The organism is Streptomyces sp. NPDC006372, from assembly GCF_040612515.1.
Taxonomy (GTDB): Bacteria; Actinomycetota; Actinomycetes; order Streptomycetales; family Streptomycetaceae; genus Streptomyces.
This window is the reverse complement of the sequence record NZ_JBEXQJ010000014.1, coordinates 110,174-130,097: the sequence shown is the minus strand read 5'-3', so window position 1 is coordinate 130,097 and position 19,924 is coordinate 110,174. Positions and strand designations below refer to the sequence as shown.

The following is a 19,924-nucleotide window of genomic DNA, read 5'->3' as shown; positions in this document are numbered from 1 at the left end:
GGTGCCGCCAGGCGGCGGTATGGGACGGCCTCCGCGAATCCGAAGACCCACTCGCCATGATGTTGAACATTGAACGGAATAGGTCTACGGTGGGCCGCGTTGATGTAGTTAAACGTTCAACATCACGCAGGAGGCGCACACCCCATGAGCATCTTCAGCCGCAACGACACCGAGACCACCGCCGCCGCCCCGGACCTGGCCGCCCTGACCGGCGACTACACGATCGACCCCGCGCACTCGACGATCGGCTTCGTGGCCCGGCACGCCATGGTCACCAACGTCAAGGGCTCCTTCCAGGACTTCACGGGCACACTCCACGTCGACGGCACCGACCCGTCGCGCTCCACCGCCTCCATCGACGTGGTGATGGACAGCATCGGGACGGGCAACGCCGACCGTGACGGTCACCTGAAGAGCGCGGACTTCTTCAAGACCGACGAGTTCCCGACCATGACCTTCCGCTCCACGAAGGCGGAGGCCCTCGGCGGCGGTGACTACCGCGTCACCGGCGATCTGACGATCCTCGGCACCACCCGCCCCCTCTCCATCGACCTGGAGTTCAACGGCGCGGCGAAGGACCCCTTCGGCAACGAGCGCGTGGGCTTCGAGGGCAAGGCGGAGATCCTGCGCTCCGAGTGGGGCCTCACCTGGAACGCGGCGCTGGAGACCGGTGGCGTCCTGGTCTCCGACAAGATCAAGCTCAACTTCGACATCTCGGCGATCAGGAACGCCTGAGACCGGCGGTGATGCCGCACGGGCCATGCCCGTGCGGCATGGCCGAATCGGGCCCCTTGTGTGAAGTCTGTCGGCGTTCTCATAATCCAGCAGCACAATTTTGACCGGTCCATGCCAGCACAGGGCCGTTCTTTTTTGCCCTGTTACTGACATGAGCTCGTCAAACGGATGCTTCGGTTGCACATCTCCCCGAGTCAACCCCCCACGGAAGGCATCACGTTGAAGAGACTTCTCACGGCCCTCAAGAGATGCGCGGTCCTCGGCGCAGCCGCACTCGCGGTCGCCAGCCTCCAGCCCGTCTCCGCCGCGCAGGCCGCTCCGTCGCCCGTCGTCGGCGGGACACGCGCCGCGCAGGGCGAGTTCCCGTTCATGGTCCGGCTCTCCATGGGCTGCGGCGGCGCGCTCTACACCCAGCAGATCGTGCTCACGGCCGCGCACTGCGTGGGCAGTTCCGGCAACAACACCGGCATCACGGCCACCGCGGGGGTCGTCGACCTCCAGTCCACCAGCGGCCGGGTCCAGGTCCGCTCCACCAAGGTGCTGCGCGCGCCCGGCTACAACGGCACCGGCAAGGACTGGGCGCTCATCAAGCTCGCCCAGCCCATCAACCTGCCGACCCTGAAGATCGCCACCACGGCGCAGTACAACACCGGTGACTTCACCGTCGCCGGGTGGGGCGCGAACCGCGAGGGCGGTGCCCAGCAGCGCTACCTCCTGAAGGCCACCGTGCCGTTCGTCGGTGACGCCGCCTGCAAGGCCTACGGCGGCCTCTACAGCGGCCTCGTCGCGAACGAGGAGATCTGCGCCGGCTTCGACGCGGGCGGTGTCGACACCTGCCAGGGAGACTCCGGCGGCCCGATGTTCCGCAAGGACAACGCCGGCAACTGGATCCAGGTCGGCATCGTCAGCTGGGGCGAGGGCTGCGCCCGGCCCGAGGCGCCCGGCGTCTACACGGAGGTCTCGACGTTCGCCTCCGCCATCGCCTCGGCGGCGTCCACACTCTGACCCGCCCAACGGCTTTCCGGGCCCGGCGCCGTGCGGTGCCGGGCCCGTTCCGCCGGCCTCACCGGCCGGACTCCAGCTTCCTGACCGCCGCGCTCACCCGCCCCGCCCGCCCGGCCGCGGTCCGGGCGCGCAGCACCCCGAGCATCACGAGGTACCGGTCCGTCCGCCCCAGCGCCTCGAAGGCCGCGGCGGCCCGTGGGCTCCGCTCCAGCGCCGCCGCCAGGTCCTCCGGGACCTCGGCCTCCTGCTGCGACGCGTACGCTGCTGCCCACCGCCCGTCCGCCTGAGCGGCCGCCACCTCCGCGAGCCCGCCGGGCCGCATCCGCCCGGCGGCGGTGAGCTCCCCGACCCGCCGGACGTTGACCGCGGACCAGAGGCTGCCAGGGCGCCGCGGGGTGATCCGCTGGAGGTAGTACGACGCGTCGAGCCCCTTGCGCTGCCCGGTGATCCACCCGTGGCACAGCGCCACGTCGTTGACGTCGGCGGCGCTGACGGAAGGGATGCCCGAGCCCTTCTTGGCGACCTTGACCCACAGGCCGGAGCACGGGGCGGGGTGCGCGGTCAGCCAGGTGTCCAGGTCGGCGGCGGTCGCGAAGGAGACAGGGGCGGTCCCGTCGGAGCTGGTCATGGCGTCACCGTAGGGCGCGAGTAGGCCAGCTCTTGTCCGCTACGGGAGCAGTGCGCGCGCCTGTTCGCGGGCCTGGGCGATGGCGTCCGGGAAGATGCCGAGGCCGTGGGCGACGAGTGCTCCCTCGTGCAGCAGCATCAGCGCCCGGGCCAGGCCCTCGGCGCCGTCCGGGGCGAGGTCCGAGGCAAGGCGGGTGAACAGGTCGAGCATCCACCGCTTCTGCCCGGTGATGACCGGGTGGGCCGGGTGGGCGGGGTCGCTGATCTCCGCGTGCGCGTTGACCATGCTGCAGCCCTTGGGGCTGCTCTCCGTCGCCCATGCGCGTGAGGCGTCGAAAACCGTCAGGACGCGCTCCCGCGGGTCCGGACCCGCCACGTCGAGGCGCTCACCGAGGAAGGCCCGCCAGCGCTCGTCGCGGTCCGCCAGGTACTCCACGACGATCTGCTCCTTGGAGCCGAACCGGTCGTAGAGGGTCTTCTTCGTCACCCCGGCCTCGGCGGCGATGAGGTCGACGCCGACGGCGTGGATGCCGCGCTCGTAGAACAGCCGGCCGGCGGCCGCCAGGGCGCGGCGGGCGGCGGGCGTCATGGTGATCCGGTGCGGGGTGTCGGCGGTGGTACCCATGGCATCCGAGTATACCGATCTGTATAGTCAACGGGAACGGGTAAACCGATCTGTCTACTGGTTGTGGTGTCGTGAACATCCTGCTTTCCGCCGCCTTCGTCCTGTGCTGGAGCTCCGGGTTCATCGGGGCCAAGCTCGGCGCGGGCAGCGCGTCCGCGATCACGGTCCTGATGTGGCGGTTCCTGCCGCTGGCCGTCATGCTCGTCGGCGTCGCCGTCGTCATGCGGCGGGCCTGGCGGGGGCTCACCGCACGGGACGTGACCCGGCAGGCGGTGATCGGCGTGCTGTCGCAGAGCGGCTATCTGCTCAGCGTGTACTACGCCATCCAGCTCGGCGTCTCCAGCGGCACGACGGCGCTGATCGACGGGGTCCAGCCGCTCGTCGCCGGAGCGCTCGCGGGGCCGCTGCTGGGGCAGTACGTCTCCGGTCGGCAGTGGGTCGGCCTCGGTCTCGGCCTGAGCGGCGTCGCCGTGGTCACTCTGGCCGACGCCGCGGCCGGGACCGATGTCGCCTGGTGGGCGTACGCGGTGCCGCTGCTCGGCATGCTGGCCCTGGTCGCGGCGACTTTCCTGGAGAGCCGGTCCCGATCGCGGGTCGCTCCCTCGGTGTCGCTGACCGTCCACTGCGCCACCAGCGCGGTCCTCTTCTCCGTGCTCGCCCTGGCCACCGGGGCCGCCGCGCCGCCCGCCGAGGCCGGGTTCTGGGTGGCGGTCGCCTGGCTCGTGGGCCTGTCCACGTTCGGCGGGTACGGGCTGTACTGGCTCATCCTGAAGCGTTCCGGGGTGACCAAGGTGAACACGCTGATGTTCCTGATGGCTCCGGTCACCGCCGTGTGGGGCGCGCTGATGTTCGGTGAGCCGTTCGGCGCGCAGACCGCTCTGGGGCTGGCCGTCTGCCTGGCGGCGGTCGTCATCGTGCAGGGGTCCGGTCCGGGGGAAAAACCGGTGGACCGGCGCTGCCGCGACTGCCTAGCCTGCGTTCCGTGTCCAGCCCCGAGTCCGACAGACCCGAACCACCGGCTCTCCGGTGGCTGTTCGTGACGTTGACGCCGGGCCGCTGAGGCCAGGCCCGCTCACCCCGCTGCCGGATCGCCGTCCGACGAGTCATGTCCGTCGTCGACCTTCGGTGCGGGGTTTCTTCATGCCGTTCGCTCTTCTTCTGCTGGGCCTTGCCGTGTTCGCGCAGGGAACGTCCGAGTTCATGCTGTCCGGTCTGGTGCCGGACATCGCGCGGGATCTGGGGGTGTCCGTTCCCGCGGCGGGGGCGCTGACCTCCGCCTTCGCGGTGGGGATGGTCGTGGGGGCGCCACTCGTGGCGGGGCTCGCGCGGCGCTGGCCGCGGCGGGGCGCGCTGCTGGCGTTCCTGATCGTGTTCCTCGCCGTCCATGTCGTCGGTGCCGTCACCGACAGCTTCGAAGTACTGCTCGCCACGCGGGTCGTGGGGGCGCTCGCGGGCGCCGGGTTCCTCGCCGTCGCCCTCGTGGCGGCCGTGGGCATGGTCCCGGCGGACGCGAAGGGGCGGGCCACCTCCATGCTGCTGGGCGGGGTGACGCTGGCGTGTGTGGCCGGGGTGCCCGCCGGGGCCGTGCTGGGCGGGCTGTGGGGCTGGCGCGCGGCGTTCTGGGCCGTGGCACTGGTGTCGCTGCCGGCGCTGGTGGCGGTGGCGAGGTCGGTGCCGGGCGGCGCGGCCGCCGAGGGTGCGCCGCCCGCGCTGCGCCGTGAGCTGCGGTCGCTGCGCAGCCCCCGGCTGGTCGTCACCCTGCTGCTGGGCGCCCTGGTCAACGGCGCGACGTTCTGCACCTTCACCTATCTCGCGCCGCTGGTCACCGAGGTGACGGGGCTGGGCCGCGGCTGGGTTCCCGGGGTGCTCGCGCTGTTCGGGGCCGGCTCGTTCGTGGGCGTGAGTGCCGCGGGGCGGTTCGCCGACCGGCGCCCGGCGGCGGTCCTGGCCGGCGGGGGCGTCGCGGCCTGCTCGGGCTGGTGTCTCCTGGCGCTCGGGGCCGGGCACCCGGCCCTGGCACTCGGGCTCGTCTTCGTCCAGGGTGCGCTGTCCTTCGGCGTCGGCTCGACGCTGATCTCCCAGGTGCTGTACGCGGCACCGGGCGCGCCCACGCTGGCCGGGGGTTTCGCCACGGCGGCGTTCAACGTGGGCGCCGCGCTGGGCCCTTGGGCCGGTGGCGCGGCGATCGACGCGGGGTTCGGGTACCGGTCGCCGGTGTGGGTCAGTGCCGGGCTGGTCGCCTTGGCGTTCGTCGCGGCGGTGCCGCTGTGGGGGCGGCGGGCGCGGCTCGTGGGCCAGGGAGCGGCGCTGAAGCGCTGAGCCCGGCCCGGCTCGTGGGCACGCGGGGGCGGCGCTGAACCCGGCGGGGTCAGAAGCCGCCGCCGAAGTCCCCGCCACCGCCGAAGTCGCCGCCGCCGAAGCCCCCTCCGAAGTCGCCCGCGTCGAAGTCCCCGCCGGAGATGTCACCGCCGTCGTAGCCGCCGAAGTCGCCGTAGCCGGAGCCGTAGTCGGCCGCGTAGGCGGGGCCCGCCATCATGCTGCCGAGCAGGGTGCCGACGAGGAGGCCGGGCAGGATGCCGCCGCCGAAGTAGCCGCCGGCCCAGGGGCCGTACGCCGGGCCGGCCTCCCAGTACGGGCGGCGGCCCCGGTCGGTGTCGACCTCGCGGATCACCGGGTCGCGGCCCTCGGCGAGACGGGTCCGGTCGGCCTCGCAGACCGGAACCTCGCGCTCGGTGCCGGCCGGGGGCGTCCAGAGGGCGTCGGCGACCGAGGGGCCGTGGCGCGGGTCGAAGAAGCAGGGCGGGCGGCGCTCCGGCAGCGGGCCGCCCGCACGGCGGGCCTCGAGGCGGGCCAGGGAGAACCGGCCGTCCTCCACGGCCTCGGTGACCGCCTTGACGTCCTCGGGCCGGTTCGCGGCGTCCATCAGGGACTTCGCCTGTTCGTAGGCGTCGAGGGAGCGCTCGTAGTCGGCGCGCATCGCGTCGTCGGCGCCGGGCTCCCCGGGGTGGAAGTCGAGGCGGTCGAGTTCCTCGCCGAAGGCGGTGATGTCCTCGTCGACCACCACCCGCAGCTTCTCCAGTGCGGCCCGCTGCTCCTCCTCGTGGCGGCGGCGGTTGCGCCGGACCACCGCGTAGGCGCCCGCGCCGCCGGCCGCGGCCAGCACGCCGAACGTGATCAGGCCGCCGACCGGCACGTCGTGGCCCGATCCGCCGCTCCAGCTGCTCGGCGCCGAACCGCCCACGTTGCTGCGCAGGGCGTCGTCGACGAAGTCGTTCAGCTGGGCCTTGGCATCGCCCGCGCCCTGGACGGCGCTGACCAGGTTGGACACCGACTGGCGGCTCATCACGGCGCTGTCGGCACGGGCGTCGAACGCGTCACCGAGGCGGATGCCGTACAGGCCGGTGATGCCGGTCTCGGTGCGGAGGTTCCGGAAGAGGTCCTGCGTGGGGTAACCGGCCGGGAGGACCACCACGAAGACGGGCTTGTCCGCGTCCTTGATCTTGGCGGCGAGTGCCTCGGCGTCCGACGCGGCCAGCTGGTCGGAGGCGGCCGGATCGACGTAGACGGGACTCCGGCGCAGCTCCTGGGCGACCGTCGAGAGGTCGGTGGCCGCGTGTGCGCCGGGCGCACCGGCCATCAGCACCGCCAGTACGGCGGCGACCGGCACGATCAGCAGACGTACGACGGTACGCGTCAGCGCGGCCTTCATATCTTCGAAGCTACCTGAAACCGGACAGAAAGGGAGATCTGCCGGGGCGGGGATTTCGGAAGGCGGCTGCCCCTACGATGCCTTCTGGCACGGGGGGCCCTCACTGCCGTGCGGGGGCCGGGCGGTCCGGGCCGGCGGTCGCAGCAGAAGGGGCGGAGACAGAGGCATGTTCACAAGACGCAAGGCCGCGGACATGACGGTGTCCGCACTGGCCGAGCTGGACCGGTCGCGTACGCGGGCCGACCTGTTGTGGGAGCTGTTCCGGCACGCCGAGGGGGAGGTGACGGGGGCGATCGACTGGTACCTGGCGCGTCGCCGGGGGCCGTCGCTGTGGTCGCGTTCGCTGCGGGCGCTGGCCGCGCTGCTGGGCATCGTCGGCACGCTCACCCCGCTGGTGCACGCGGCGGCCCCCACGACCGTGCAGCCCGAGTGGGGTTTCGTGTTTTTGGCCGGCGGGGCGGGCTGCGTCCTGTTCGACCGGATCTTCGGGTTCTCGGCGTCCTGGACGCGGTACATCCGTACGCAGCAGGCCCTCCAGCAGATCCTCAAGAGGGCGCAGTCCGAGTGGGCGCAGGCGTTCCTGCGGACCACCGACTCCCCCAGCGACAAGGAGCAGGCCGCGCTGCTCGGGGTGATCGAGCGGCTGCGCACGGACGCCCAGCGGATCATCGAGGACGAGGGCACGGCATGGGTCGGCTACCTGGCCGACGGTGTCGAGGAGCTGACCCGCTCGACCACCCACGCCACCGGCCAGCGTCCCCACACCGCGGGCCTCTTCCGTCTCGACCGGGCGCCCGGACGTGACCGGGGCGGCGAGGTCCCGGTACCGCGTTCCCGGGACACGGCGATGTGAGACGCGCCCCGGGAGGGTCGTCGGCTACTCGGCCGGATCCACCCCGGCCCGCAGCAGCCCGTAGGTGTAGGCGTCCTCCAGGGCCTGCCAGCTCGCGGCGATGACGTTCTCGGCGACACCCACCGTGGACCACTCCCCCGCGCCGTCGGACGTGGAGATCAGGACGCGGGTCGTGGAGTTGGTGCCGTGCTTGCCCTCCAGGATGCGGACCTTGTAGTCCACCAGCTCAAGCTTGGCGAGCTGCGGGTAGATCTTCTCCAGGCCCACGCGCAGGGACCGGTCGAGCGCGTTGACCGGGCCGTTGCCCTCCGCCGTGGCGACGATGCGCTCGCCCTTGGCCCAGAGCTTGACGGTGGCCTCGTTGGCGTGGGAGCCGTCGGGCCGGTCCTCGACGATGGCGCGCCAGGACTCGACCTCGAAGTACCGCAGCGGCCGGCCCTGGACCTCGGTGCGCAGGAGGAGTTCGAAGGAGGCGTCGGCCGCCTCGTACGTGTAGCCCTTGAGCTCGCGCTCCTTGACCCGCTCGACCACCCGGCCGACCAGCTCCCGGTCGCCGCCCAGATCGATGCCCAGTTCCTTGCCCTTGAGCTCGATGGAGGCCCGGCCGGCCATGTCGGAGACCAGCATCCGCATGGTGTTGCCGACCAGCTCGGGGTCGATGTGCTGGTACAGGTCCGGGTCGACCTTGATGGCCGAGGCGTGCAGTCCGGCCTTGTGGGCGAAGGCGGAGAGGCCGACGTAGGGCTGGTGCGTGGAGGGGGTCAGGTTGACCACCTCGGCGATGGCGTGCGAGATGCGCGTCATCTCGCGCAGCCGGCCCTCGGGCAGGACCTTCTTGCCGTACTTCAGCTCCAGGGCCGCGACGACCGGGAAGAGGTTCGCGTTGCCGACGCGCTCGCCGTACCCGTTCGCGGTGCACTGCACGTGCGTCGCGCCCGCGTCGACGGCGGCCAGGGTGTTGGCCACCGCGCAGCCCGTGTCGTCCTGGGCGTGGATGCCGAGCCGGGCGCCGGTGTCGGCGAGGACCGTGGAGACGACCGCCTGGATCTGCGCCGGGAGCATGCCGCCGTTGGTGTCGCAGAGGATCACCACGTCCGCGCCGGCCTCGGACGCCGTGCGGACCACCGACTTCGCGTACTCGGGGTTGGCGCGGTAGCCGTCGAAGAAGTGCTCGCAGTCGACGAAGACCCGGCGGCCCTGCTCCTTGAGGAACGACACCGTGTCGCGGACCATCGCCAGGTTCTCGTCCAGGGTCGTGCGCAGGGCGAGCTCGACATGGCGGTCGTGCGACTTGGCGACCAGCGTGATCACCTGCGCGCCGGACTCCAGGAGCGCCCTGACCTGCGGGTCCTCCGCGGCGGTCGTGCCGGCCCGGCGGGTGGAGCCGAACGCGACCAGCTGGGCGTGCCGGAAGTCGATCTCCTGCTGGGCGCGGGCGAAGAACTCGGTGTCCCGGGGGTTCGCGCCCGGCCAGCCGCCCTCGATGAAGCCCACGCCGAAGTCGTCCAGGTGCCGGGCGATGGCGAGCTTGTCGGCGACGGTGAGGTTGATGCCCTCCCGCTGGGCGCCGTCGCGCAGGGTGGTGTCGAAGACGTGGAAGGAATCGTCGAGCTCGCTGGTTGCGGTCATGGTCTCAAGGCTCCTGAGGATTGGATCTCGGTCGTACCGGAATGACCGGCTCCACCGCCCCCACATAGTCCCTCGCGCTCTCGCTCCTGACTGCGGGTGGGCCAGAAAAGCGAAAAACCTCTCGCGGGTGCGAGAGGTCTGCGCGCGGGTCGAGGACGACGGTGTCCGCCCGTACCTGGTCGTACGTGGCGGTCACTGCGGACCGGCGCGCCTGCTGCCAATAATCGTGGCGAACGAGAGCACGGGGGCAGTCTGGCACAGCCCCCGCGTCTCACTCACGGTTGTCTCAGAATGCGGTCAGTCACCCGAGATGGCGGACGTAGGGCGAGGTGCCGTAGGTGTCGCCGGGCACGAGGTCGGGTGAGGAGCTGGCGAAGGCGACCGTGCGTCCCTGCCGGTCGAGCACCGGCGCGGACACGCTCTGGCCGTGCGGGCCGCCCTCGGTGTCCGGGCCGGACTGAGCCCGGGGGTCCGGGGGCGGAGCCCCCGGAAGAAGGCCGGACCACTCAGCCCAGCTGGTGCATCCAGCCGTGCGTGTCCTCGGCCGTACCGCGCTGGATGTCGAGCAGCGCCTGCCGAAGCCGCAGCGTGACCTCGCCCGGCTCTCCCCCGCTCTGCTTCCACTCCGCCCCGGCCCGCTTCACCGTACCGACCGGCGTGATCACAGCAGCCGTACCGCAGGCGAACACCTCGGTCAGCGACCCGTTCTCCGAGTCCCGCTGCCACTGCTCGACCGAGACCCGCCCTTCCTCGGCCTCGTAACCGAGGTCACGGGCGACGGCGAGCAGGGAGTCACGCGTGACACCCTCCAGAATCGAGCCGGTGAGCGACGGCGTGACGATCTTGTCGCCGTAGACGAAGTACAGGTTCATGCCGCCCAGTTCCTCGACCCACGTGTGCTCCACGGCGTCGAGGTAGCAGACCTGGTCGCAGCCCTTGGCGGCGGCCTCGGCCTGCGCGAGCAGGGACGCCGCGTAGTTGCCGCCGGTCTTCGCGTCACCCATGCCGCCGGGGACGGCCCGGACCCGGTCCTCGGAGACCCAGATGGACACCGGCTTCACCCCGCCGGGGAAGTACGCGCCGGCCGGGGAGGCGATCACCAGGAACAGGTACTCGTTGGCCGGCTTCACGCCCAGACCGACCTCGGTCGCGATCATGAACGGGCGCAGGTAGAGGGACTCCTCGCCACCGTGCGCGGGAACCCACTCCTTGTCCTGCCTCACCAGCGCGTCGCACGCCTCGATGAACGTCTCGACCGGCAGCTCGGGCATCGCCAGCCGGCGCGCGGACCGCTGGAAGCGCTCGGCGTTCTTCTCCGGCCGGAACGTGGCGACCGAGCCGTCGGGGCGGCGGTAGGCCTTCAGGCCCTCGAAGATCTCCTGCGCGTAGTGCAGGACCGTGGTGGCGGGGTCGAGGGAGATCGGCGCGTACGGCACGAGCTGACCGTCGTGCCAGCCACGGCCCTCCGTCCACTTGATCGTCACCATGTGGTCGGTGAAGTGGCGGCCGAACCCGGGGCTGGCCAGGATCGCCTCGCGTTCTGCGGCGGAGAGCGGGTTGGCGGAGGGCTTGAGCTCGATCGTGGGCGTCGTCATGGGTTGATGTCCTTCACCGGTTGTAGTGACGGGCCGCGCTCGGTACTGCTCTGATGATGACCAGTGCTAGGACGTCCGAGCATTCCCTCGTTCCGCGGCCTCACGTTCGATTATCGCCCGGGGGGCGGCGGCGGACGGAACGGGGTGAATCCGGCCCGGTGGTCGATGGTGGCACCCGGCGGGAACATGCGGAAGCCGCCGGGTGCGGATGCGACCCGGCGGCTTGTGGAGGAGCGGCGGCGGGTCAGCCGGCTACGCGTACGGCGAGCGCGTCGCCGATCTCCGAGGTGGAGCGGGCGGGCTTGCCGGTGCGCTCCGCGAGGTCGGCGGAGACCGCGTCGTCGATGCGGGCGGCCTCGGCCTCGTAGCCGAGGTGGCGCAGGAGCAGGGCGACGGACAGCACCGTGGCGCTCGGGTCGGCCTTGCCCTGGCCGGCGATGTCCGGGGCCGAGCCGTGCACGGGCTCGAACATGGACGGGAACTCTCCGGACGGGTTGATGTTGCCGGAGGCCGCCACGCCGATGCCGCCGGAGACGGCCGCGGCGAGGTCGGTGACGATGTCACCGAAGAGGTTGTCGGTGACGATCACGTCGAAGCGCTCGGGCTGGGTGACCAGGTAGATGGTGGCCGCGTCGACGTGCATGTACTCGGTGGTGACCTCGGGGAACTCCGCGGCCACCTTGTTGAAGATGTTCGTCCACAGGTGACCCGCGAAGGTCAGCACGTTGTTCTTGTGGATCAGTGCCAGCTTCTTGCGCGGGCGGGCCTGGGCACGCGCGAAGGCGTCCCGGACCACGCGCTCGACACCGTAGGCCGTGTTCACCGAGACCTCGGTGGCGACCTCGTGCTCGGTGCCCTGGCGGATCGTGCCGCCGTTGCCGGTGTACGGGCCCTCGGTGCCCTCGCGGACCACGACGAAGTCGATGCTCGGCTCGCCGGCCAGCGGGGTGGCCACACCGGGGAGCAGCTTGCTCGGCCGCAGGTTGACGTGGTGGTCGAAGGCGAAGCGGAGCTTGAGCAGGAAGCCGCGCTCCAGGACGCCGGACGGCACGCTGGGGTCACCGATCGCGCCGAGCAGGATGGCGTCGTGCTGCTTCAGGGCGTCGAGGTCGGCGTCGGTGAGGGTCTCACCGGTGGCGTGGTAGCGCCGGGCGCCGAAGTCGTACTCCTTGGTCTCCAGCTTCACATCCTGCGGAAGGACGGCGGAGAGGACCTTCAGACCTTCGGCCACGACCTCCTGGCCGATGCCGTCACCGGGGATCACTGCGAGATTGATGCTGCGAGACATGCGGGCACCCTACTCCTCGTCCCATGGGATGACACACGGTGTCCGTGATGCGGACAGCGGCGGGGCGGCCGCTCGGGTGACGGCACGCGGCCGTCGGTTTGCGTTCACCCGTACGTGGTGGGGACGTTGGGCTTCGCTGGGAAGTTGACTGGACATGGAGATCCCCCACTTCGGCATCCCGCCCGAGCTCGCCCGCCGGATGAGCATGGCGGAGCAGCACGAGTACCTGCGGACCCGGCTGACGCGCCGGCGCACGCTGGTGACGGCGGGAGCCGTGGCGGGCGGGCTGCTCACCGGCTGCGGCTCCGGTTCCGGCTCGGGTTCCGGGCAGGGCGGCGCCACGGCGACCGGGAGCCCGTCACCGAGCACGTCCAAGGCGCCCGGCTCCTTCATCACGCCCTTCGGCCGCCATCTCGCCTTCGGCGCCGACCCGAAGACCCAGATGCGGATCTCCTGGCAGGTGCCGCTCGCGGTCAAGAAGCCGTACGTCCGGGTCGGGCTGCGCCCCGACGACCTCGGCCGCAAGGTCGAGGCCGAACTGCGCGATCTGCACACCCCGGAGCTGAAGGGCGTACGGCCGGCGGTCGAGCAGTACTACCTGCACGCGGCGCTCGACGGCCTGCGCCCGGGCACGACGTACTACTACGGCGTCGGCCACGAGGGCTTCGACCCGGCGTCCCCGAAGCACCGGTCGACCGTCACGACCTTCCGCACGGCACCGGCGAGCCCGCCGGACCGGTTCGTGTTCACCGCGTTCGGCGACCAGGGCGTCGGCGAGGAGGCGGCCCTCAACGACCGCACGCTGCTGCGCCGGGACCCCGCCTTCCATCTGCACGCCGGTGACATCTGCTACGCCGACCCGACCGGCAAGGGCAAGGAGTCGGACGTCTTCGACGCCGGGCAGTGGGACCGGTTCCTCAAGCAGACCGAGCCGGTGGCCAGGTCGGTGCCGTGGATGGTGACGACCGGCAACCACGACATGGAGGCCTGGTACTCGCCGGACGGCTACGGCGGCCAACTCGCCCGTTTCGCGCTGCCGGACAGCGGCTTCGACGCGCGCACGGCACCCGGGGTGTACGCCTTCACGTACGGCAACGTCGGCGTGGTCGCGCTGGACGCGAACGACGTGTCGTACGAGATCCCGGCCAACTTCGGTTACACGGAGGGGCGGCAGACGAAGTGGCTCGACAAGAAGCTCGGGGAGCTGCGGGCCGACGCTTCGGTCGACTTCATCGTCGTCTTCTTCCACCACTGCGCGTACTCGACGTCCACGCACGCCTCCGACGGCGGGGTGCGCGCCGAGTGGCTGCCGCTGTTCGCGCAGCACGAGGTGGACCTGGTGATCAACGGGCACAACCACGTCTACGAGCGGACCGACGCCGTCAAGAACGGCGAGGTGGGCAGGCCGGTGCCGGTCGGCGGGACGACGGATCCGCGGCGGGACGGGATCGTGTACGTCACGGCGGGCGGCGGCGGCAAGGAGCTGTACGGCTTCCCCGACGGGGTGAAGGAGAGCTACGAGGGGAACACCGCCGACCACGAGTCGGTCGCCACCTTCCGGTGGACGAGGTCGCAGGACACCAAGGCGGAGTCGGTGCAGTGGTCGCGGGTCCGCTACCGGGGGTTCTCGTTCCTCTCGGTGGAGGCACTGAGCGGCGCCGCGCCGAGGCTGAAGGTGTCGGCGCTGGCGTCGGACGGTGAGCGGATCGACCACTTCGAGGTGCGGCGCGGGGCGTGAGAACCCCGCACCGCTCGCCGGTGGCTCAGTGGCCGCTGGACCCGCCGTTGTCCCTGCGGTCGAGGGCGCGCTGGAGGGCGGCTGCGGCGTTCTTGCGGTCGGACTCGCTCGTACGGGAGACGTGGCGGACTCGGCGGCGGACGGTCGTCTCGGCCATGGGAAATCGACTCCTTCGACAGCGTGGAGCGCAGAGAGAGATACGAGACGCCGGAGGGGGCGGGGAGCGGTGCCGCAGGGGTTGCCTGCACGGGGCCCGGCTCACGACCGCCATTCGCTTGGTCGAGCGAGACGTTCGGCTCCTACAAAAGTAAGGGAGGCCGGAGCGTCTGTCTCCACAATTACTCGGACTTCCTACTATCTGAGACGGTGGACTGGGTCACACCGCGCTGACCTGCGCTGATTTCTAGAGCACGTCGCCGTCGCGCCAGTCGAAGAGGAGTGCGTGCGCGGGGTCGAGGGCGCCTGCGAGCGCAGGCCGGACGTAGGTGCTGTCCTCTTCCTCCGGCAGCCGGACGATGCCGTCCCGCGGGCTGAGGGCGTGTACCTGACCGCTCCAGAGCTGCCAGCCCCGGGAGGTGTAGAGCCGGGCGCCGTCGTCGCCGGCGGAGAGGGCGCCGAAGTCGTAGGCACGGTCGACGACCCGTTCCAGTTCCGCCATGACCCGCCCGCCCAGGCCGGTGCGACGGACATCGGCCCGGACGGCGACGTTCTCGACGTACCCGACGCGCAGCCACCGCCCGCGGTGCTCCACCCGGCGCATCACGACCGCCCCGTGCGCGGCGAGCCCGGCGGCGTCGTGCACGAGGGCGTGCATGCCGCCGAGGCCGTGGTCCCAGTCCTCGTCCCCGAAGTCGCCGTCGAAAGCGGCGTCCAGGAGGGCCCGTACGGCGTCGAGTTCGGTGGGGGCCAGGTCCGCGGTGTGGGTGGTGCGTACTCGGATGGTCATCGGCCCAGTATGCGAACGGACCGGGTGGCTCTCGACCGGTTATCCGGACCCGAGGCTCGCCGCGACAGCCTCCCGGAAGCCCCGCGGATCCTCCACCCACGGCAGGTGACCGGCGTCCGGGAACGTCACTCGCGTCACGTGCGGCAGGGCCCGCTCCAGCGAGTCCACCGCCGAGCGCGGCCGGATGTCCTCGGCCCCGTCGACGATGAGCACGGGCACGTCCAGGGCCGCGCAGGCGGCGTACAGGCCGGGGGTGCCGCAGACGCTCCTCGCCTCGGCGTTCAGCTGCTTGTTGCACGCGGAGTTGATCCCGAACCAGGGCTCGGCCATCCGCTCGGCGTGCTCCGTCGCCCGGCCGGTGTCCGGGAACTCGGCCGACCAGTGCAGGACCGCCCATTCCCGCTCCTGGGCCTCGTCGCGCCCCGGCGTGTCCGTCAGCTCCCGCCAGCGGGCCAGACGTCCGGGCCGCTCCCCGAGCCGGGCCCGCTGGTTCTCCTGGTACGCGCCGTGCCAGCCGGTGTCCGGGCCGATGCCCGTTCCGCTGACATAGGCCAGCGTGCCGACCCGGTCCGGGTGCGTCAGTGTGTAGTGCAGCCCCAGTTGCGCGCCCCAGGAGTGACCGAGCAGCGCCATCCGGTCCAGGCCGAAGTGCCGGCGTACGGCGTCGAGATCGGCCACGAAGCGGTCCACGGTCCACGGCCCGTCACAGGGCTGTGAGCGCCCGCAGCCGCGCTGGTCCCAGCGGATCACCGTGGCCACGTCGCCGAGCAGTCCGGCGACGTCCTCGAACATGTCCCACAGTCCGGGCCCGCCGTGGCACAGCACCAGGGGCGTGGCACCCCGGCCCGACCGCCGCGCCCACAGCCGTACGCCGTCGTCGGCGGTCACGGTCTCCGTGTTCGTCATGGAGCCAGTGTTTCCGGCGGACATAGCGACGGGCCAGGTCTTTTCGACCTGGCCCGACGGTTCACCCGGGGTGTCAGCCCATGTGCGGGTACGTGTAGTCGGTCGGCGGGACCAGCGTCTCCTTGATGGCGCGGGTCAGGGTCCAGCGCATCAGGTTCTGCGGGGCGCCGGCCTTGTCGTTGGTGCCGGAGGCGCGGCCGCCGCCGAAGGGCTGCTGGCCGACGACGGCGCCGGTCGACTTGTCGTTGATGTAGAAGTTGCCGGCCGCGTAGCGGAGCTTGTCCGCGGTGTAGGCGGCCGCCGCGCGGTCGTTCGCGATGACCGAGCCGGTCAGGGCGTAGTCGGAGACCGACTCCATCTGGGTCAGCATCTCGTCGTACTTGTCGTCCTCGTAGACGTGCACGGCGATGATCGGGCCGAAGTACTCGGTGCGGAAGACCTCGTTCTCCGGGTCGGTGCACTCGATGACGGTCGGGCGGACGAAGTAGCCCACGGAGTCGTCGTAGGTGCCGCCCGCGACGATCGTGCAGGTGGCGTCCTCCTTGGCGCGGTCGATGGCGGCCTTGTTCTTGGCGAAGGCACGCTCGTCGATGACGGCGCCGATGAAGTTCGACAGGTCGGTGACGTCGCCCATCTTGATGCCGTCGACCTCGGCGGCGAGCTCCTCCTTGAAACCGGAGTTCCAGATCGAGGCGGGGATGTACGCCCGGGAGGTGGCGCTGCACTTCTGGCCCTGGAACTCGAAGGCACCCCGGGTGAACGCCGTCTTCAGGATCGCCGGGTCGGCCGACGGGTGGGCGACGAGGAAGTCCTTGCCGCCGGTCTCGCCGACGAGGCGCGGGTAGGTGCGGTACTTCTCGATGTTGTTGCCGACCGTCTTCCACAGGTACTGGAAGGTCTTGGTCGAACCGGTGAAGTGGATGCCGGCGAGGTCGCGGTGCTCCAGGGCGACCTTGGAGACCTCGATGCCGTCACCGGTGACGAGGTTGATGACGCCCTTGGGCAGACCGGCCTCCTCCAGCAGCTGCATCAGCAGCACGGCGGCGTGGGTCTGCGTCGGGGACGGCTTCCAGACGACGACGTTGCCCATCAGGGCGGGGGCCGTCGGCAGGTTGCCCGCGATGGCGGTGAAGTTGAAGGGCGTGACCGCGTAGACGAAGCCCTCGAGCGGGCGGTGGTCCAGCCGGTTCCACACGCCCGGGGAGTTGGCCGGGGGCTGCTCGGCCAGGAGGTTGCGGGCGTAGGAGACGTTGAAGCGCCAGAAGTCGATCAACTCGCAGGGCGTGTCGATCTCGGCCTGCTGGGCGGTCTTGGACTGGCCGAGCATGGTGGAGGCGGCGAGCGTCTCGCGCCAGGGGCCGGACAGCAGCTCGGCGGCGCGCAGGATGATCGCCGCGCGGTCGTCGAAGGACAGGGCACGCCAGGCGGGGGCGGCGGCGAGGGCCGCGTCGATGGCGTCCTGGGCGTCCGCTTGCGTGGCGTTGCGGTACGTACCGAGCACGGCCTGGTGGTTGTGCGGCTGGACGACCTGGAAGGCCTCGCCGCCGCCCATCCGCTTCTCGCCGCCGATGGTGCAGGGCAGGTCGACGGGGTTGTCGGCCAGCTCCTTCAGCCTGGCCTCCAGCCGGGCACGCTCGGGCGAGCCGGGGGCGTAGCCGTGCACCGGCTCGTTGACGGGGGTGGGGACCTGGGTCACAGCGTCCATGTTTTCCGTAACTCCTTACTGAGCGGTGTTTCGGTCTCGGCCCTTGCCGGGCTCTCGGCCCTTGAGGGCTGTCAGCCCTGGGTGAGCATCGAGCGGGCGAAGAAGCGCAGGTTGGCCGGCTTCTCCGCGAGGCGCCTCATGAAGTAGCCGTACCAGTCGGTGCCGTACGCGGTGTAGACGCGCATGCGGTGGCCTTCGGCGGCGAGGCGGGACTGCTCCTCGCCGCGGATGCCGTAGAGCATCTGGAACTCGTACTCGTCGAGCTTGCGCCCGGCCTGGTGGGCGAGTTCCTGGCCGATGGCGATCAGTCGCGGGTCGTGGGACCCGATCATCGGGTACCCCTCCCCCTGCATCAACGTCCGGAGGATGCGGACGTATGCCCGGTCGATCTCGTGTTTGTCCAGGTACGCGACGGAGGCGGGCTCCTTGTACGCGCCCTTGACCAGCCGGACCCGGCTGCCGTTCGCGGCGAGGCGGCGGGCGTCGGCCTCGGTGCGGAAGAGGTACGCCTGGATGACGCAGCCGGTCTGCGGGAAGTCCTTCCGCAGTTCCTCGTGGATGGCGAACATCGAGTCCAGGGTGGTGTGGTCCTCGGCGTCCAGGGTGACCGTCGTGCCGATCTCGGCGGCGGCCTCGACGACCGGGCGGACGTTGGCGAGGGCCAGTTCGTGGCCTCCGGCCAGGGCCTGGCCGAACATCGACAGCTTCACCGACATCTCGGCGCGGGTGCCGAGCTCGAGCGGCTTCAGGCGGTCGATCAGCTCCAGATAGGCGTCCCGGGCGGCGGCGGCCTGCGCCGGGTTGGTGATGTCCTCGCCGACGACGTCCATCGTCAGCTCAAGACCCCGCTCGGCGAGGCTCCGGACGACGGGGACGATGTCGTCGACGCCCTCGCCCGGGATGAAGCGGTCGACGACCTGCTTGGTCACCGGGGCCGCCGAGATCAGACGTCGCATCCGGTCGCTGCGAGACGCGGCGAGAATCACGGGACCCAGCACGGGGCACCTCCAGAGCACAACCAACGGATGGCCGGACACCGGGCGGATGACACCTGGGGTACGGCGCGGAGAACCACCGTGAAACCTAAGGATCCCTTCGATCGTCGGCCATCGACAGCTGTCACGCATCCGTGCCGCAGATCTCAGACAGATGTATGAAGGGGCGCCTCGGGTGCGCGACAATGCCCGCATGACGTCGGAACACCGGGGGGACTACGAGGAACTGGTCGACGAGATCTCGGAGCTGCTCGGGGCGCCCGCGACGCTGGAGAACCGGGACTTCGAGCTGATCGCCTTCGGCGCCTACGACAGTGAGGGCGACCTCGATCCGTCGGCCCTGGACCCGGTGCGCACCCGCTCGATCCTCACCCGCCGCTCGACGGCCGCCGTCCGGGCGTGGTTCGAGGGGTTCGGCATCACCCGCGCGACCGGCCCGGTGCGGATCCCGCCGACGCCGGAGGCCGGGGTGTACCGGGGGCGTATCTGCCTGCCCGTCCGCCACCGGGGTGTGGTCCACGGCTACGTCTGGCTCCTGGACGACGATCCGGGGCCGAGCGAACGCCGGCTGTCCGCCGCCATGGGGGTCACGGCCCGCATCGGCGCCCTGCTCGCGGACGAGGCGCAGCACGGTGCCGACCTCAGCCGCGAACTGCGGGCGGTGCTCACCGCCGAGCGCGACTGGCAGCGGGACATGGCCATAGCGGAACTGCGCACCGCCCTCGGCACCCGCGCCGACGGCCCGCACACGGTGGTGTGCGTCGCCCCCTGGCCGTCGGCGGACCCCGACGACGCGCCGTCGGGCCGGGCCGTACCGGGGGCGACGGCGCTGTGCACATTGCCGTGGGGAACGGCGGACCAGTGCGTGGCGGTGCTGATCCGCTTGCGTTCGACGGATGTCCTGACCCCGGCGACGACGGCGGCGGGACGGTTGCTGGAACGGGCGCGCGGGGGAGGCGGACCGGCCACCGACGGCGCGGGCGGACCGGCCACCGGCCGGGCGGGCGGTACCTCCTCCGGCACGTCGGGCGCAGCGGCCTCCCGCGACCCGGGGGGAACGGCCGGCGAACCGGGCGGCGCCGCCCCGCGCAACGCTTTGCGCGGACCGGCGGGAGCCACTGGGTACGGCCCCTCGCGCGGGCCGTCCGCGGGTGTCGCCACTCCCCGCTCCGGCCTCGCCGACCTGGGCGCCGCCTGGTGGGAGGCGTCGGCGGCGGCCCGGGCGGCCCTCGCGGAGTCCCGGCTGGGGCCCGTCGCCCGGTGGACGGCGATCGGCCCGTTCCGGCTGCTCACCGCGCTGCCGCCGGACGTGGCCCGCGACCCCGCCGTGCACGCCCTGCTCTTCCCCGTGCACCACGAGCTCGCCCGTACCGCCGAGGTCTACCTCGACTGCGCGGGCCAGGCCGCCCGCGCCGCCGCCGAGCTGGGCATCCACCGTCAGACCCTGTACTACCGCCTCTCCCGGATCGAGAAGCTCACCGGCCTCGACCTGGACGACGGCGAGGACCGCCTGCTGCTGCACATGGCCCTGAAGGCACACCGCCTCTGAGGACCACCCGGACATGTGG

18 protein-coding genes are annotated in these 19,924 nt (G+C 71.6%); 7 read left to right on the top strand and 11 right to left on the bottom strand.

What is annotated here, in order from left to right; translation table 11 throughout:
• The first annotated feature begins 144 nt into the window (after positions 1–144).
• Together ABZ016_RS21815 and ABZ016_RS21810 are read left to right on the top strand one after the other, a co-directional pair.
• On the top strand, positions 145–735 hold the full coding sequence (locus ABZ016_RS21815; RefSeq protein WP_356918305.1) for a YceI family protein: 591 nt from the start codon (positions 145–147) through the stop codon (positions 733–735).
• Between the two features lie 219 nt (positions 736–954).
• On the top strand, positions 955–1,740 hold the full coding sequence (locus tag ABZ016_RS21810; RefSeq protein WP_356918304.1) for a serine protease: 786 nt from the start codon (positions 955–957) through the stop codon (positions 1,738–1,740).
• A 58-nt stretch (positions 1,741–1,798) separates the two neighbouring features.
• On the opposite strand, the gene ABZ016_RS21805 is transcribed toward ABZ016_RS21810, so the two are convergent.
• Together ABZ016_RS21805 and ABZ016_RS21800 are read right to left on the bottom strand one after the other, a co-directional pair.
• Positions 1,799–2,368 (bottom strand): YdeI/OmpD-associated family protein, encoded by a 570-nt coding sequence (locus ABZ016_RS21805; protein ID WP_356918303.1) that lies wholly within the window; start codon positions 2,366–2,368, stop codon positions 1,799–1,801.
• Positions 2,369–2,407: 39 nt separating this feature from the next.
• On the bottom strand, positions 2,408–2,992 hold the full coding sequence (locus ABZ016_RS21800) for a TetR/AcrR family transcriptional regulator (protein ID WP_356918302.1): 585 nt from the start codon (positions 2,990–2,992) through the stop codon (positions 2,408–2,410).
• 71 nt (positions 2,993–3,063) lie between these two features.
• Here ABZ016_RS21800 and ABZ016_RS21795 point away from each other — a divergent pair, with 71 nt between their 5' ends.
• The gene (locus ABZ016_RS21795) at positions 3,064–4,032 is read left to right on the top strand and encodes a DMT family transporter (protein WP_356918301.1); all 969 of its coding nucleotides are present in this window, start codon (positions 3,064–3,066) and stop codon (positions 4,030–4,032) included.
• A gap of 100 nt (positions 4,033–4,132) precedes the next feature.
• Complete coding sequence (locus tag ABZ016_RS21790; RefSeq protein WP_356918300.1) at positions 4,133–5,311, top strand: Cmx/CmrA family chloramphenicol efflux MFS transporter; 1,179 nt, start codon at positions 4,133–4,135, stop codon at positions 5,309–5,311.
• Between the two features lie 49 nt (positions 5,312–5,360).
• Here ABZ016_RS21790 and ABZ016_RS21785 read toward each other — a convergent pair whose 3' ends face one another.
• Positions 5,361–6,701, bottom strand: a complete 1,341-nt coding sequence (locus tag ABZ016_RS21785) for a hypothetical protein (protein WP_356918299.1) — start codon at positions 6,699–6,701, stop codon at positions 5,361–5,363.
• Positions 6,702–6,867: 166 nt separating this feature from the next.
• Here ABZ016_RS21785 and ABZ016_RS21780 point away from each other — a divergent pair, with 166 nt between their 5' ends.
• Positions 6,868–7,554 carry an SLATT domain-containing protein gene (locus tag ABZ016_RS21780; RefSeq protein WP_356918298.1) on the top strand — a complete coding sequence of 229 codons (687 nt, stop codon included), beginning with the start codon at positions 6,868–6,870 and terminating at the stop codon, positions 7,552–7,554.
• A 24-nt stretch (positions 7,555–7,578) separates the two neighbouring features.
• On the opposite strand, the gene cimA is transcribed toward ABZ016_RS21780, so the two are convergent.
• The 3 genes from cimA to ABZ016_RS21765 all read right to left on the bottom strand — a co-directional run bounded on the left by cimA (position 7,579) and on the right by ABZ016_RS21765 (position 12,066).
• Complete coding sequence (gene cimA, locus ABZ016_RS21775; protein ID WP_356918297.1) at positions 7,579–9,183, bottom strand: citramalate synthase; 1,605 nt, start codon at positions 9,181–9,183, stop codon at positions 7,579–7,581.
• A 506-nt stretch (positions 9,184–9,689) separates the two neighbouring features.
• On the bottom strand, positions 9,690–10,778 hold the full coding sequence (locus tag ABZ016_RS21770) for a branched-chain amino acid aminotransferase (protein ID WP_356918296.1): 1,089 nt from the start codon (positions 10,776–10,778) through the stop codon (positions 9,690–9,692).
• A 244-nt stretch (positions 10,779–11,022) separates the two neighbouring features.
• Positions 11,023–12,066: a 3-isopropylmalate dehydrogenase gene (locus ABZ016_RS21765; protein WP_356918295.1), complete on the bottom strand. Its 1,044-nt coding sequence runs from the start codon at positions 12,064–12,066 to the stop codon at positions 11,023–11,025.
• A gap of 154 nt (positions 12,067–12,220) precedes the next feature.
• Here ABZ016_RS21765 and ABZ016_RS21760 point away from each other — a divergent pair, with 154 nt between their 5' ends.
• Positions 12,221–13,804: a metallophosphoesterase family protein gene (locus ABZ016_RS21760; protein ID WP_356918294.1), complete on the top strand. Its 1,584-nt coding sequence runs from the start codon at positions 12,221–12,223 to the stop codon at positions 13,802–13,804.
• Positions 13,805–13,829: 25 nt separating this feature from the next.
• Here the strand turns inward: ABZ016_RS21760 and ABZ016_RS21755 are convergent, their stop codons facing one another.
• The 5 genes from ABZ016_RS21755 to ABZ016_RS21735 all read right to left on the bottom strand — a co-directional run bounded on the left by ABZ016_RS21755 (position 13,830) and on the right by ABZ016_RS21735 (position 18,359).
• On the bottom strand, positions 13,830–13,961 hold the full coding sequence (locus ABZ016_RS21755) for a hypothetical protein (RefSeq protein WP_345665085.1): 132 nt from the start codon (positions 13,959–13,961) through the stop codon (positions 13,830–13,832).
• 246 nt (positions 13,962–14,207) lie between these two features.
• On the bottom strand, positions 14,208–14,750 hold the full coding sequence (locus tag ABZ016_RS21750; RefSeq protein WP_356918293.1) for a GNAT family N-acetyltransferase: 543 nt from the start codon (positions 14,748–14,750) through the stop codon (positions 14,208–14,210).
• 39 nt (positions 14,751–14,789) lie between these two features.
• Positions 14,790–15,656 carry an alpha/beta hydrolase gene (locus tag ABZ016_RS21745; RefSeq protein ID WP_356918291.1) on the bottom strand — a complete coding sequence of 289 codons (867 nt, stop codon included), beginning with the start codon at positions 15,654–15,656 and terminating at the stop codon, positions 14,790–14,792.
• 73 nt (positions 15,657–15,729) lie between these two features.
• Complete coding sequence (gene pruA / locus ABZ016_RS21740; protein WP_356918290.1) at positions 15,730–17,361, bottom strand: L-glutamate gamma-semialdehyde dehydrogenase; 1,632 nt, start codon at positions 17,359–17,361, stop codon at positions 15,730–15,732.
• 71 nt (positions 17,362–17,432) lie between these two features.
• Positions 17,433–18,359, bottom strand: coding sequence for a proline dehydrogenase family protein (locus ABZ016_RS21735; protein ID WP_356918289.1), 927 nt, complete (start codon positions 18,357–18,359; stop codon positions 17,433–17,435).
• Between the two features lie 190 nt (positions 18,360–18,549).
• Between ABZ016_RS21735 and ABZ016_RS21730 the strand changes: the two genes are divergently transcribed.
• The gene (locus ABZ016_RS21730; RefSeq protein WP_356918288.1) at positions 18,550–19,905 is read left to right on the top strand and encodes a helix-turn-helix domain-containing protein; all 1,356 of its coding nucleotides are present in this window, start codon (positions 18,550–18,552) and stop codon (positions 19,903–19,905) included.
• The last annotated feature ends 19 nt before the right edge of the window (positions 19,906–19,924 follow it).

Bases quoted from the DNA above. Each gene is read 5' to 3' on its own strand.
- ABZ016_RS21805 (WP_356918303.1), bottom strand. From the start codon at position 2,368: ATGACCAGCTCCGACGGGACCGCCCCTGTCTCCTTCGCGACCGCCGCC.
- ABZ016_RS21760 (WP_356918294.1), top strand. From the start codon at position 12,221: ATGGAGATCCCCCACTTCGGCATCCCGCCCGAGCTCGCCCGCCGGATG.
- ABZ016_RS21755 (WP_345665085.1), bottom strand. From the start codon at position 13,961: ATGGCCGAGACGACCGTCCGCCGCCGAGTCCGCCACGTCTCCCGTACG.
- ABZ016_RS21770 (WP_356918296.1), bottom strand. From the start codon at position 10,778: ATGACGACGCCCACGATCGAGCTCAAGCCCTCCGCCAACCCGCTCTCC.
- ABZ016_RS21785 (WP_356918299.1), bottom strand. From the start codon at position 6,701: ATGAAGGCCGCGCTGACGCGTACCGTCGTACGTCTGCTGATCGTGCCG.
- ABZ016_RS21730 (WP_356918288.1), top strand. From the start codon at position 18,550: ATGACGTCGGAACACCGGGGGGACTACGAGGAACTGGTCGACGAGATC.
- cimA (WP_356918297.1), bottom strand. From the start codon at position 9,183: ATGACCGCAACCAGCGAGCTCGACGATTCCTTCCACGTCTTCGACACC.
- ABZ016_RS21750 (WP_356918293.1), bottom strand. From the start codon at position 14,750: ATGACCATCCGAGTACGCACCACCCACACCGCGGACCTGGCCCCCACC.
- ABZ016_RS21815 (WP_356918305.1), top strand. From the start codon at position 145: ATGAGCATCTTCAGCCGCAACGACACCGAGACCACCGCCGCCGCCCCG.
- ABZ016_RS21765 (WP_356918295.1), bottom strand. From the start codon at position 12,066: ATGTCTCGCAGCATCAATCTCGCAGTGATCCCCGGTGACGGCATCGGC.
- ABZ016_RS21800 (WP_356918302.1), bottom strand. From the start codon at position 2,992: ATGGGTACCACCGCCGACACCCCGCACCGGATCACCATGACGCCCGCC.
- ABZ016_RS21790 (WP_356918300.1), top strand. From the start codon at position 4,133: ATGCCGTTCGCTCTTCTTCTGCTGGGCCTTGCCGTGTTCGCGCAGGGA.
- ABZ016_RS21745 (WP_356918291.1), bottom strand. From the start codon at position 15,656: ATGACGAACACGGAGACCGTGACCGCCGACGACGGCGTACGGCTGTGG.
- pruA (WP_356918290.1), bottom strand. From the start codon at position 17,361: ATGGACGCTGTGACCCAGGTCCCCACCCCCGTCAACGAGCCGGTGCAC.
- ABZ016_RS21780 (WP_356918298.1), top strand. From the start codon at position 6,868: ATGTTCACAAGACGCAAGGCCGCGGACATGACGGTGTCCGCACTGGCC.